This window comes from Pimelobacter simplex, assembly GCF_900114845.1.
Taxonomy (GTDB): Bacteria; Actinomycetota; Actinomycetes; order Propionibacteriales; family Nocardioidaceae; genus Nocardioides; species Nocardioides simplex.
On sequence record NZ_FOUK01000004.1, the window covers coordinates 123,605 to 136,789 of the forward strand.

A 13,185-nucleotide genomic window follows, 5' to 3' on the forward strand; every position below is an offset into this window, starting at 1 on the left:
GTTCGTGCGTGGTGGTGGCGGGCGTCGAACGGAGCAATGGTGCTGCACCAGCCATCAACGGGACGGCAGCTGAGGATGGACGGCCTCGACGTCGAGCAAGCGGCTCGACTCCTCGACGTTCTCCATGCGGGGGTGCCCGCTCAGACGTCGCCGCTTCAGGTGGCCGCGCTCGCCCAGATCGACGCAGATGCGGCCAGCGTGATGATCGAGCAACTCGCTGACCAAGGCATCGTCGCCACCTTCCGCGAGGAAGACTCACGCGCTCCCGCGGACAGACAAGAGGCGTTCCTGGGACTGTGGGAAAGGCCTGACCTCTCCGCACGAGAGGCGGACCAGCGACTCAGATCGGCGACGGTGACGCTCGTGGGAGCCGGCGGATACGGCTCGTGGGTCAGTGCGATCCTCGGGCGAATCGGCGTCCGCAAGCTCGTTCTCTTCGACGGAGATATCGTCTCGCCCGCCAATCTGTCGCGGCAGATTCTCTACACCGCGGATGACATCGGGTCGATGAAGACCGAGGTCGCCAAGGATGTCATCGAGCGCGTCGGCCGGGGCACGTCCGTCCAGGCGATGAGCCAGTGGGCCGACGAATCGCCGGAGCTCCACGATGCCATCGAGGAGTCGGACCTCGTCCTGAGTGAGTGGACCTGGGGTTCGACCTGGAGCAGGCCGGACAGCGACTTCGCGATCGGAGAACACCTGCTGCGCACATGCGCCCGCACCCGAACCCCCCTGCTGTCCTACGTCGGCAACGTCATCGGACCGCTGACGATTCCGGGGAAGACCGCGTGCCCGTTCTGCCTGCGCCACGCCGATGGCGATGGCGATGGCGATGTCTTCGGCATCACTCATTCTGCGATGTCGATGCGACGCAACGGCGCACCATCCATGGCCCCGCGGTTGGCCCTGACCGCAGGGGCAGTCACCTGGGAAGCAGCCAGATACCTGTCCGGGCACGACTCCGTCACCGAGCGTTCGGTCATCCACCTCTCGCCCTTCGATTGGAGCGCACATCTGGTCCCCGCGGCGCGAGATGATCGATGCACCTACTGCCAACCCACCATCGAGCGGTGACCCCGTGGACGCCGAAGCGGAGGCACCGTCATCCCCCAGCCCCGTCGCCGCGGCGGGGGCGGCGGGACTCCTGGGAGGATCGGTCTTCTTCGGCTGCACTGGTGCACTGGCAGCGATCTCGGTACCGACCTACGTGATGCACCTGCGCGACACCCTCGGGGTGAGCGTCACGATCGGAATGACCAGAATGGCCGAGCGGTTCATTCCAGCCACCACCATGCGCACAGTCGCGCAACGGGTGATCACCAATGACGGCGAGTGTGACGGGCGACTGTGGAGTCCTGGCGAGATCGCGTCCGACGTCGACGCGGTGGTCATTCTCCCGGCCAGCGCGGACTTCGTCGCGCAGATGGCCAACGGCTTCTGCCCGTCGATCGTCGCTGGGGTGGCCCTCCACTTCGAACCTCCATGTCTCGTGGTGCCCTCGATCCCGGGGACGTTGGAGGCTCGTTCCCCGTATCGTCGCAATCTCGCCCAGATCGAAGCGGATGGTCACGTCATCCCGCCGACTCGTCCCGGCCCCGTGCTCCGGCTGAGCGACGACTCGGTCACCAAACAGGCCTCGATCCTGCCGCCAGCGGGTGTGACCCATCACGTTCGACAACTCATCATCGAGCGCCGCAACCGCGCGGTGGACGACCATCATGTCTAGCTCCCGCCCGGTCACGCACTCGGAGACCCGATACACCCGCCTCCTGCGGGACCGCAGTATCGGACCTGTCTGGGTGGGGCAGTCGATCTCAGAATTCGGCACCGCAGTCGGGCAGGTCATCCTTGCCTGGACGGTGCTCGACACGACCGGGAGCGCCGCCGCGGTCGGGGCGGTACTCGCGTGCAATGTCGCAGCCGTCGTGCTCTGCTCGCCGCTCGCGGGCCACGTCGTCGACCACCTCGCGCGGTGGAAGGTCGTCGCCGCTGCGGACGCTGCCTCGTGCGGGGCATCCGGACTTCTCGCGGTGTCGACCGCGCTCGGCTCTCGCAACCTCGTCGTCTACCTGCTCGCCTCGTTCATCCTTGGTGGGGCGTCGTCGTTCTTCAAGACCGGCTTCTTCGCCTGGCGGGCAGAACTGGCCGGAGAGGAGCGACTGACCTCCGTCAACGGGCTCTTCACGGCGGGTTCGAGCCTCGGGCGGTTGCTCGGCCCGGCTTCGGCTGGAGTCGTCGCGGCTCTCGGCGGCGCCCCCGCAGGATTCTCGCTGAACGCCCTCTCCTTCGGGGTCGCCCTCACCGCGACGCTCCTCACGCCTCGCTCGCACCTCGTGGTTTCGAGAACCGCACCGAGACGGACCGTGGGGCAGGACTTCAAGTCCGGTCTTCGATACGTGCTGCGTAGTCGATGGCTGGTCTGGATCTTCGTGACGTACCTGGTGGCGAACGTCGCCGTTCTTGCGGCCGCGCGCATCTTCTTCCCGCTGGTCGCGGGGTCGGGAACGGAGGGAGCTGCTCGCTTGGGATGGATCGTCAGCGCGCAGGTGCTCGCCGAGCTCGTGGGCGCGCTCGTCATGGGCGCCCCCCGGCTCGCCGACGTGCCGGGGTCGGCGACGATCCCGCTTCTCGCGGGGTTGCTGGCTTGCGGTGCGGCCGTCCCGGCGGTCCTCCATGGAAGTGCCGGCGCCCTCCTCTGCGCCGTGTTGATCGGCGCCGGCACGTCGCTGGGCGTCGTGGGCGACTCGATGATCCAGTCCAGAGTCCCCCGGGATCACCTTGGGCGAGTGCGCTCCGTCGAGCAGATCGTGTCCTTCGCACCGATGCCCATCGGATACATCGCGCTCGGCCTGGTGAGCTCAGCCGACAACGTGCCGGCGATCGCGACGAGCTGCGCCATCGCCATGGCGATAGCCGGCCTCACTCTCTGGGCCGTCCTGCGCCACGACGCCGACGGCTCGCCGACGCCGGATCCGCGACGGCCCGTCGCTCGACGTCCGCATGACGACGCGATTCCGCAGCCTGAGGAGACGCCATGACGCTGGAAGCGCCGCTTCGTCCGCCGATCGCTGCCAAGAAGGCCCATTCCCACCCGGGCCTCCGGGGGCCCCGGCCAGACCCTTGGGCATGGATGGAGTCGGAGGAGGCGGAGCTGGCGGATTACCTCCAGCAGGAGAACGCCTTCGCCTCCGAGCTGATCGCCACCCTTCCCGAGACACCCGAGCGCTTTGCGGCCGAGCTCCAGTCAGCCGTTCCGCCCATCACGACTTCTCCGCCGTCGCGGGAGGGAAGGTGGGTCTACTACTCACGAACCGACGTGCCGACCGGACGAACGGTGCACTGCCGCCAGCCCTGGCGCGGTCGCTTGCCGACGGCTGAACAGATCGATGCCGGGCGCGACGAGGGCACGGAGCAGGAGGTCCTGGACACCGGAGCCCTGCCTCCCGCTCCAGGTGGACGCCTCGGCGGGTGGCAGGTCGATCCGACCGGTCGGTTGGTTGCCTATCTGGTGGACCCCGACGGGGGCGAGAGCTATGCGCTCTTCGTCCGAGATCTCGACGGTTCGGTCGGCTCGGATGCTCGGCCAGTGGCGTACGACTGCATGCCTGGGCTGGTGTGGCACACCGATGCCGAGCACCTCGTCTTCGTCAGTCGGCACCGCCAAGGCAAGCAGCTGACGTCGTGGAGCCGGCTCTCGGCCACAGTCGAAACCGTTGCCACCACGTCGGCACATGCGGACCGCTTGTCGGTCCGACGCTCCAACGACAGGCTCCAGATCATCGTCACGCACCAGACGTCATCGGGGACGACCGTCAGCAGCCTCGCCCGGCGCCATGGACGGCTACTCCTGCGACCTGTCGGAGGCTGGCCCCCTGACATCGCGGTCGAGGTCGAGCACCATGCCACCGATGGAGGCGGCGGGGACTGGATCGTCGCGTCCGGCCCACGAGGTGGGCACCTCGAACTGATCGAACGCACGGATCTGCCGGACCAGCACCGGACTACTCCGATGTTCCGATGCCGGGCCGACGAGTCCATTGACGGATTCCGAGTGTTCCGCGACTTCCTGGCGGTCTCCGTGACGGGCGCCGGCTGCCGCCGCATCCTGTCCGTCCCGTTCGGTCCTGGAGCAGAGGCCGGCACCCACGTCGTCGACCAATCGAGCTTGACCAGCTGGATCTTCGGCGGCAGCAGCGTCGAGTACGCGCGGCCACTCCTCACCTATGGGCGGTGCTCACTTGCCGAACCCCCTCGATCGGTTCAGATCGATCTTCACACCCGAGATCGCCGTACCGTCGACGGGTTCGCCTCACTTCCCGGGTATCTGCAGGACGACTACCTGGAGGCAAGCCTCGAAGCACGGGCGGACGACGGCGAGTCGGTCCCCATCACCCTCGTGTGCCGCAGGAGCGTCCGTGATCGAGGCGACCCGGCACCCTGCCTGCTCAACGTCTACGGCTCCTACGGTGCCAGCATCGGTGGTGCCTTCTCGCCTTCCCGCCTGCCGCTGCTCGATCGCGGCTGGATCTGGGCATACGCCCACGTCCGCGGAGGCGGTGAACGCGGGCCTGCCTGGCACCACGCGGGTCGTGGCCATGCAAAGCCACGCTCGATCAGTGATCTGGCAGCTGTCATCGGAAAGCTGGTCTCCGAAGGCATCACGTCCAGTGACCTGCTCGCGCTCAGAGGACGGAGCGCAGGCGCGACGCTGGTGGCCGCCACGCTGAATGATTCCCCCGGACGATGCGGTGCGGCAGTCCTCGAGTTCCCCTATCTGGACTGCCTCTCGTCTCTGGAGCGGCCAGATCCTAGATATGCCGTCGCCGATTGGCGGGAGTTCGGCAACCCGAACGCCGGGCTGCAAAGCCACGACCGCATCGCAAGCTGGTCGCCATACGACAACATCGCCCGCCACCGATATCCGGCGATCTACATCTGCGCTGCCCTGAACGACGAGCGAACACCCCCGTGGCACGCCGCCAAGTGGGTGGCCCGACTCAGAGATCAGGTCGCTACTCACCAGTCTCCGGTCCTGAGAGTCGTCGGATCCGCAGGACATCTCGGACCAGTAGTGCCGGCCGACAGCGTCCGGCTGGAGGCTGAGATCCAGGCCTTCTTGGCCGGTCATATCCGAAGAGGAACGGAGTAGCCCATGTACGACGGTTTTGCGCAGTACTACGACGCCGTGATGGGCGCCCCGACGGCGCGGCTCGAGCGTCTCGCCGAGTTCGTGGCCGACTACGGGCCGACCGGCGGGAGGGCACTGGAGCTCGGTTGCGGGACCGGACTCCTGCTCGAGCATCTGCAACCGGACTTCGAGTGCTCCGGGCTCGACAGCTCGCCATCCATGCTGGAGATCGCAGGGCGACGCTGTCCGGCCGCGAGCCTCTATCTCGCGGACATGACGAACTTTCGGATCGGCGAAGCATTCGACGTCATCTACTCCCTCTTCGACACCCTCAACCACGTCTCTCCCGTCGAGAGGTGGGGCGACGTGTTCCGGCTTGCAGCCGAGCATCTTCGGGTCGGTGGTCTGCTGGTCTTCGACGTCAACACCCGCACTCGGCTCGCGGATCTCTCACGGGCTGAGCCGTGGAGTCTGGAGGTCGACGGAGCCCGGGTCGTCCTGGACGTCACCCAGGCGGACAGCTCCACGGACATCTTCGAGTTCCACATCGAAGTGAGCCCACCGGGCGAGCGCGAGCCCTTCTCGGAGGTCGTGCCCGAGCTGGCGGTCGGTCTCGAGGAGATCGAGGCTCGTCTTCACCCGTGGTTCTCCGTCCTGGCCCGAGTGGACGAGGCCGGCCGGCCAGCTGGAGAGATCTCAGGACACGTCTACTACGCGTGTCGGCGACGTTGAGCCGTCGACATGATGAAGAGGTCTGAGGAATGGACGAGCGCCTCCGCGCTGCGACGGGTGCCTCGTCCGTTCGAGACATGGACCGAGCGCGTTCTCACGGGCCTCGGCCCACAACCTGACCATACCGTCGCGGACCTCGGCGTCGGCCGCGGTCGAACGCTTGCCTCGCTGTTCGAAATCTCGGGCGCCGCCCACGTGGTCGCAGTCGATCGAAGCCGGTTGAATCTTGAGGCAGTCGGGGCGCAGTACCCGCCCACGAGGGTGACGACCGTGCTCGATGACGCTTCCCGGGTCGGCTGTGACCTGAGCGGTGGCCATGGCCACGTCGACGCCCTGATGAGCATCGCAACTCTTCACCACATCAGCGATCACCAGGCAGTCGTGTCGAACATCGGTCGAGCACTTCGACCAGGCGGAGTGCTGTCCCTCGAGGCGGCCGCCGTCGGCAACGTCGCGGCCGTGAGAGCGTCCGCCTCGGCGGTCGGTCTATCGGTGGGAGCCCAGCACCCCGTGGACCCGAACGGCCTTCACGAGGCACTGAAGGGTGCTGGCTTTCAATCAGTGACGGTTCGGACCTACCGGGACCCCGTCACGATCAACGACCGGCAGGTGCTCAAGGCCCACCTGTTCGCCATGTTCTCGGGACTGCTTGGTCACGTCTCCCGAGATGACCTGAGCCAGGCCATCGACCGGATGATGCAGGAGCTCCCGGCACCGGTGATCGACTACAGCAGGGTCCAGGTCCGAGCCATCCGCTGACCCCTCATGCGCAGAACTGTCACACCGGGCGCGCGGCCGGTGTCTTCATGTCCGACCACCCACCAAGGAGGACGACATGACCACCACCCCCCGGATCCCCGCCGCCCCGATCACCGGCATCTACGGCGCCCTCGTCAAGAAGTTCGCCGGCCGGATGTTCGGCAGCGTGCCCGAGTCGCTCGGCGTGATGTGGCACCACCTGCCGGCGCTCAAGGCGAGCATGGCCTACGGCCAGAAGCTGCAGAAGTGGGACACCTGCGACGAGACCCTCAAGACCTACGCGCACATGGCCGTCGCCTCGCTCGTCGGCTGCTCGTGGTGCCTCGACTTCAACTACTTCATGGCCAAGGACAAGGGGCTCGACCTCGACAAGGCGCGCGAGGTGCCGCGCTGGCGCGACTCCGACGTGTTCTCGCCGCTCGAGCGCCAGGTCCTGGAGTACGCCGAGGCCGCGAGCCTGACGCCGCCGACGGTGACCGACGAGATGGTCGCGCCGCTGCTCGAGGCGCTCGGGCCGGCGGGCCTGCTCGAGCTGACGAGCGTGATCGGCTTCGCGAACCTGACCACCCGCTCGAACACGGCTCTGGGCATCGAGTCCGAGGGCTTCGCCTCGGCCTGCGGCATGAAGCCGCTCGCGCAGCCCGGGCCGTCGGCCGCCGCCGTAGGCTCGCGCGCATGACCTCCCGGGACGGCGATCCCTTCGTCCGCCACCGCAACCTGCTCTTCACCGTCGCCTACGAGATGCTCGGCTCCGCGGCCGACGCGGAGGACGTCGTCCAGGAGACCTGGCTGCGGTGGGCGGACGTCGACCGGGCCGAGGTGCGCGACGCCCGCGCGTACCTCGTCCGGATCGTCACCCGGCAGTCGCTCAACCGGCTCCGGACGCTGGCCCGGCGCCGCGAGGACTACGTCGGCGAGTGGCTGCCGGAGCCGCTGCTCACCGCGCCCGACGTCGCCGACGACATCGAGCTCGCCGAGAGCGTGTCGATGGCGATGCTGACCGTCCTCGAGACGCTCGGCCCGGCCGAGCGGGCGGTGTTCGTGCTGCGCGAGGTCTTCGACATGCCGTACGACGAGATCGCCGAGGCCGTCGGGAAGACCAGCGCCGCGGTCCGCCAGATCGCGCTGCGGGCGCGCAACCACGTGGCGGCCCGGCGTCCCCGCCAGGACGTCGGGCGGGCCGAGCAGCAGGCGGTCGTCGACCGCTTCCTCGGCGCGGTGCGCACCGGCGACATCCAGGCGCTCCTCGACGCGCTCGCGCCCGACGTGGTCATGCTGGCCGACGGCGGCGGGGTCGCCCAGGCGATCCGCAAGCCGCTGACCGGCGCCGAGCCGGTGGCCCGGCTGCTGGCGAACTTCGCCCTGCTGGCACCGACCGCGACCATCACGCCGGCCTGGCTCAACGGTGCGCCGGCCGCACTGATCGACGCCGACGGCGACCTGACCGCCGTCAGCCTGGTGATCGACGGGGGCCGGATCACCCGGATCCTCGCCGTCCGCAACCCGGCCAAGCTCACCGCGCTCGGCAAGGAGGCGACGCTCAGCCGCGAGGGCTGAGCGTCGCCGCCGGGTCATCCGGTCTTGCGCGCGAACACCATCGTCCGCTGGGAGTAGTCGCCGGGCTTGCAGGCGATGAGCACCACCCGCGGTGCCCCGTCGACGCGGAACAGCCCCTTGACCGAGCGGGTCGCCGGCCAGTGCGCGACCTTGGTCACCCGGAAGGAGCAGCCGCCGACCCGGAACCGGTCGCCGGGGCGCAGCGAGCCCCAGCGGTCGGCCACCCCGGCGCCCGCCCGCCAGGCGTGCCCGGCGTAGACGGTGGTGCCGAGCGGGTCGCAGGGCGGGTCACCCTGGTTCCAGGTGTAGACCGTGCCGGTGAGCTCGCGACCGACCGCGAGCTGGCCCCTGCGGACGGGCACCGTGACCACCTTGGCGTCGGTCCCGGTGCGGGGGATGACCAGCCGGGAGCTCGCCGTCCGGGCGGCCGGACGGGCGCCGGTGGCCGGCGACGTGACCGGGGGCGCGGCGCACGAGCGGGTGTACGGGAAGCGCACCTTGATGACCTTCTTGCCCACCACCCGGTAGGCCGGGCTCGCCGCGAGCACGCGGACCTTGACCACCTTGGTGCGCGCCTTGACCCACACGCCCTGCGGCACCGTCGAGCGGCCGACGACATAGCGGATGCCGGTGACCTTGGCTGCCCGGTAGAAGTCGTTGCGGCCGCACTTGTCGAGCTTGGCGACCGCACCGCGCACCGCCACGGGCACCGCCGGACGCGGCGGGCACTGCTGGTCGGTGGCCGGGACGGTCTGCTCGGAGCCGGGCGTCCTCGTCCACGGCGTCCAGGCGCCGGGAAGGTAGCGGTTCTCGGCCGCGCTCCACTCGTAGCCGCGCGAGCGCTCCTCGGACCACGACGTCACCGTGCGGGTGACGCAGTCGGGCGCCCCGGGGACCGTGCGGCTCTCGACCTCGGCGGCGGGTGCGGGACCCGCGCACTCCTGGCCCGAGCGGCGATCGGCCAGCGACCCGGTGAACGTCCGCGTCCGGGCGCCGTCGGCGAAGACGTGGCCGTCGGTGGCCGTCGCGACGACCGAGTACGCACCCGGACCCGTCGTCCGGGTCGGCGTCCCCCACGTCGCATTGGCCGTGCGACCCAGCACCAGCGTCTCGGCCGTGTCGCAGGTGGGCGGCGTCGTCGAGACGGCGGCCGTCGCGTCGGGGATGGCCGCCGGCGGGCACTGCTCGTCGGTGGCCGGAGCCGTGCGCTCGGAGCCGGCGACCTTGGTCCACGTCGACCACGCACCCGGGACGTAGCGGCCCTCGGCCTCGCTCCACGCGTAGGAGCGGCTGCGCTCCTCGGTCCACGAGGTCACCGTCCGCGGCCCGCAGTCGGGCGTGCCTGCGACCGGGCGGGTCTGCCGCTCGTCGGCGGGTGCCGGACCGGCGCACTCCTGGCCCGAGCGGCGATCGGCCAGCGACCCGGTGAACGTCCGCGTCCGGGCGCCGTCGGCGAAGACGTGGCCGTCGGTGGCCGTCGCGACGACCGAGTACGCACCCGGACCCGTCGTCCGGGTCGGCGTCCCCCACGTCGCATTGGCCGTGCGACCCAGCACCAGCGTCTCGGCCGTGTCGCAGGTGGGCGGCGTCGTCGAGACGGCGGCCGTCGCGTCGCGGGCGGGGGCCGGTGGGGCGCAGCGGTTCCAGTCGACGCCCTCGACGCGGGTGTCGTTGTAGCGGTTGCCGGTGTAGCCGTCGGTCCACGGGGCGTAGACGTACTCCCACGGCCCGTTGCCGCCGCTGAACTGCGCGCGGCGCAGGGTGACCGTCCAGCTGACGCTGCCCGAGGCGGTGCTGACGGTGGTCAGCGGGGCGCCGCCGCGGCCGCTCCAGCTGCCCTCGAACGCGGTGGTGCCGGTCTTGCGCACCACCCGCGTCCCGTACGACGCGCGCGGCACGTTGCTCCAGGACCACCGGTAGGTGGCCTGGATGGTGTCGGCGTCGACGCACACCGCGCCGGTGACGCGGATCGAGCCTTGGTGGGCCTCGGCCGCCACGGTGGTGACGGCCAGCAGCCCGGTCGCCGCGATCGCGGTGACGACGAGCGCGCCCAGGGCCTGTCTGGCCCGGGTAAGGGTTCTCACTCTGGTTCTCCTCAGGGTTGTCCCCACCTCGTGGCAGGGCGCGATGACGTGAGCCGGTCACCACGGCATGTGGTCAGGCAGCGCCCGCCGGGGAAGGTGCAGGCGAGCAGCGGCCGGCCACCCGGCCGGCCGGGGCGACCGACGGGAAGCGTGGGGATCGACGACACCTGCCGACCCCTCGTGCGGACGTCGCCCGACCCGAGATGCGGGCGACGCCTTCGCAAGACTGACGAGGGCGGCGGGCCGGGGTGATGCCGAAGGGCCAGGGTGTTCGCGAATCGGCGATCGCGGTGCCGCAGGGCGAGATCGCCGTCCCGCGGAAGCCGCCTAGGGTGGCGCCATGGCGGCAACACCTCAGGCCCGGGTCGAGCAGTTCGTCACCGACTACTTCGCACGGTGGGAGGCGGTCGCGCCGCACTTCGAGACCGCCGGCGGCGACGGCTTCGCGCACTGGCTGCCGGCCCTGGCCGGGCTGGAGGAGCGTCATCTCGCGCCCGGCACCGGCTTCCGGATCGAGACCTCGTTCGGCCGCCCCGCGCCCTTCCGGCCCGGCGGCGAGACCGTCACCGCGGTCACCACCGACGGCGACACGAGCACGGTGCGGGTCGCGGTCGACGACGTCTTCGAGAGCATCCGCGAGTACGTCCTGCGGCGGACCCCGGACGGCTGGCTCATCGACCACTACGTGACCTACGACGACGACCCCGACCTGCCCTACGTCACCGCCGGCGAGGCCGCCGCGCTCGTGGCCGCCTGCTCCCCCACGGCGCCGCTGGCCCCGCTCGGCCCCGAGGACGACGAGCGGGACCCGCGCGCGCCCTTCCGCCCCGGCCCGGCGAGGCTCGACGACCTCGAGGGCACCGTCGAGGTGCGCCCCGCCGGCACCTTGACCACCACGTCGGGCGTGCTCACGGTGGTCGACCTGGGCTACGAGAACGACGACGCGCGGCCGCTCGCGCGCACCGTCCCACCGGGCACCTACCCGGTCGAGGTGAGCACCGTGTTCGGACGCAATGCCGGGCTACGGCTGCTGCTCGGGCCCGGCGAGCCGGTCGCCTGGCGCCGCGCGGAGGTCGCCGGCGGCGGGCACGTCTTCGGCGTCGACGCCGGCAACCTGTGCCTGGCCGACTACCCGTCGTACGCCGTGGTCGTGCGCCGCGACAAGGAGCACGCGCTCGACCTGCTGGCCCGCGAGACCGCGCGTCCCGCCGTGCGCGGGCACGCCTTCGGGGACGACGACCGGGTCACCGCGGTGGTCGCCGGCTCCGGCTGGGGCGACGGCGCCTACCCGGCGTACTGGGGCCTCGACGCGGCCGGGACGCCCGTCCAGCTGGTCGTCGACTTCGTGGTCGTGCCGTAGGAGCGACTCAGGGCGCGAGCAGCACCGGCATCAGCCGGTGCACCTGCGCGCGCAGGTCGTCGAGGACGCCCTCGAGGTCGCAGAGGTAGCCGAGCAGCGCCTGCTGGAAGAGGCCGTCGAGCAGGCCGTAGGCGACGTGCGGCGTCATCGCCGGCTCGCGGCCGGCGAGCTCGGCGTAGGTGCCGACGACCCTCCAGATCATGTCCTCGAGCGTCTGGTCGATCTGCAGGACCGCCTCGCGCAGGCTCTCCTCGAACATGCTCTGGGAGCGCAGGTCGTACCAGAGGCGGTGCATCGGCGCCTCGTCGACGATGGTCTCGACCAGCTTGTCGGCGAACGCCGCGACCAGGCCCTCGGGTGTGGTCGCGTCGGCGACGACGCCGTCGTAGCGGTGCACGCACGTCGCCTTGTACTGGCGCACGCAGTAGACGATCAGGTCGAGCTTGTCGTGGAAGTAGTAGTGGACGACGCCGTGGGAGAACTCCGAGTTGTTCGCGATCTCGCGCAGGCTGGCCCGGGCGTAGCCGAGCTCGCCGAGGGTCCGCAGGGCGGAGTCGGCGAGGGCACGCCGCCGCTCGTCGTGCTTGTCGGCAGGCGTGCGACGCGCGGTCGCTGTCGTCATGAGGCCCGACCCTACCGCCTCCGGGCCGGTTTTCTGGACGGTCGTCCGAAGTTTTCTGGACAATCGTCAAGAGAAGTCTTGACAGTCGTCAAGAAAACGGAGTTGTGTGGCTCACGTCACCCACCGCAGCACCGACGAAGGAGTCGCACACCATGACCGAAGCCGAACTGTCCGGGCGCACGGCGCTCGTCACCGGCGGCGCCCAGGGGCTGGGCAAGAAGTTCGCCGAGCACCTCGCCGCGGCCGGGGCCACGGTCGTGGTCGGCGACCTGCAGGACGCCAAGGGCCAGGAGGTCGCCGCGGCGGTCGGCGGGCACTACGTCCACCTCGACGTCACCGACGACGCCTCGTGGGCGGCCGGCGTCGCTGCCGCCGTCGAGCAGGCGGGCGGACTCGACATCGTCGTCAACAACGCGGGCATCGAGATCGCCGGGCTGTTCGTCGACCTCGACCCGGACGTCGTCCGCCGGATCTTCGACGTCAACGTCGTGGGCACCTCGCTCGGCGTCAAGCACGCCTTCCGGACCATGGGCCCGGGCGGCCCCGCGGGCAAGGGCGGCGTGGTCATCAACATCGCCTCGGTCGCCGCGACCATCGCGTTCCCCGCGCTGTCGGCGTACTCGGCCTCGAAGTCGGCCGTCGACCGGATCACCCGGATCGCCGCGATGGAGAGCGGCAAGCTCGGCCTCGGCGTGCGGGTCAACTGCATCTACCCCGGTCTGGTCCCCAACGAGATGGGCGCCGGGCTGGCCAACGAGATGACCACGCTCGGGCTGTTCCCCTCTGCCGAGGAGGCGGTCGCCGGCGTGGTCGGCCTGACCCCGTCGGGCCGGCTGGCGACCGAGGACGAGATCGCGGACGCCGTGGTCTTCCTCGCCTCCGACCGCGCGAAGTTCGTCAACGGCGCCGGCCTCCCGGTCGACGGCGGCATGGGAATGTGAGG

Annotated in this window: 12 protein-coding genes; 10 read left to right on the top strand and 2 right to left on the bottom strand. The window is 70.3% G+C overall.

The features are described 5' to 3' along the window. Positions 1-75 precede the first annotated feature (75 nt). From BM223_RS17380 to BM223_RS17415, 8 genes are all read left to right on the top strand, one after another. Positions 76-1,074: a HesA/MoeB/ThiF family protein gene (locus BM223_RS17380; RefSeq protein ID WP_158510243.1), complete on the top strand. Its 999-nt coding sequence runs from the start codon at positions 76-78 to the stop codon at positions 1,072-1,074. A gap of 4 nt (positions 1,075-1,078) precedes the next feature. Further along, the gene (locus BM223_RS17385; protein ID WP_075018661.1) at positions 1,079-1,726 is read left to right on the top strand and encodes a flavoprotein; all 648 of its coding nucleotides are present in this window, start codon (positions 1,079-1,081) and stop codon (positions 1,724-1,726) included. A 73-nt stretch (positions 1,727-1,799) separates the two neighbouring features. Next, positions 1,800-3,038, top strand: coding sequence for an MFS transporter (locus BM223_RS17390; RefSeq protein ID WP_158510244.1), 1,239 nt, complete (start codon positions 1,800-1,802; stop codon positions 3,036-3,038). Continuing rightward, entirely contained in the window at positions 3,035-5,149 is a 2,115-nt protein-coding gene (locus tag BM223_RS17395; RefSeq protein ID WP_038682753.1) for a prolyl oligopeptidase family serine peptidase, read from the top strand. Before BM223_RS17390 ends, BM223_RS17395 begins: the two co-directional genes overlap by 4 nt. 3 nt (positions 5,150-5,152) lie before the next feature. After that, positions 5,153-5,860, top strand: coding sequence for a class I SAM-dependent DNA methyltransferase (locus BM223_RS17400; RefSeq protein WP_052139169.1), 708 nt, complete (start codon positions 5,153-5,155; stop codon positions 5,858-5,860). A gap of 9 nt (positions 5,861-5,869) precedes the next feature. Beyond that, a complete protein-coding gene (locus tag BM223_RS17405; RefSeq protein ID WP_038682756.1) occupies positions 5,870-6,619 on the top strand; it encodes a class I SAM-dependent methyltransferase in 750 nt (249 codons plus the stop codon). 76 nt (positions 6,620-6,695) lie between these two features. Continuing rightward, complete coding sequence (locus BM223_RS17410) at positions 6,696-7,298, top strand: carboxymuconolactone decarboxylase family protein (protein WP_038682758.1); 603 nt, start codon at positions 6,696-6,698, stop codon at positions 7,296-7,298. Further along, positions 7,295-8,176 carry an RNA polymerase sigma-70 factor gene (locus BM223_RS17415; RefSeq protein ID WP_038682760.1) on the top strand — a complete coding sequence of 294 codons (882 nt, stop codon included), beginning with the start codon at positions 7,295-7,297 and terminating at the stop codon, positions 8,174-8,176. The genes BM223_RS17410 and BM223_RS17415 overlap by 4 nt, the downstream gene beginning before the upstream one ends. A gap of 14 nt (positions 8,177-8,190) precedes the next feature. Here BM223_RS17415 and BM223_RS17420 read toward each other — a convergent pair whose 3' ends face one another. Then, complete coding sequence (locus tag BM223_RS17420) at positions 8,191-10,260, bottom strand: class F sortase (RefSeq protein WP_038682762.1); 2,070 nt, start codon at positions 10,258-10,260, stop codon at positions 8,191-8,193. A gap of 340 nt (positions 10,261-10,600) precedes the next feature. On the opposite strand from BM223_RS17420, the gene BM223_RS17425 reads away from it, so the two are divergent. Continuing rightward, entirely contained in the window at positions 10,601-11,620 is a 1,020-nt protein-coding gene (locus BM223_RS17425; RefSeq protein ID WP_052139170.1) for a DUF4241 domain-containing protein, read from the top strand. 7 nt (positions 11,621-11,627) lie between these two features. Here the strand turns inward: BM223_RS17425 and BM223_RS17430 are convergent, their stop codons facing one another. Further along, positions 11,628-12,242, bottom strand: a complete 615-nt coding sequence (locus BM223_RS17430) for a TetR/AcrR family transcriptional regulator (RefSeq protein WP_038682765.1) — start codon at positions 12,240-12,242, stop codon at positions 11,628-11,630. Positions 12,243-12,394: 152 nt separating this feature from the next. Here BM223_RS17430 and BM223_RS17435 point away from each other — a divergent pair, with 152 nt between their 5' ends. Next, complete coding sequence (locus tag BM223_RS17435) at positions 12,395-13,183, top strand: SDR family NAD(P)-dependent oxidoreductase (RefSeq protein WP_038682767.1); 789 nt, start codon at positions 12,395-12,397, stop codon at positions 13,181-13,183. The last annotated feature ends 2 nt before the right edge of the window (positions 13,184-13,185 follow it).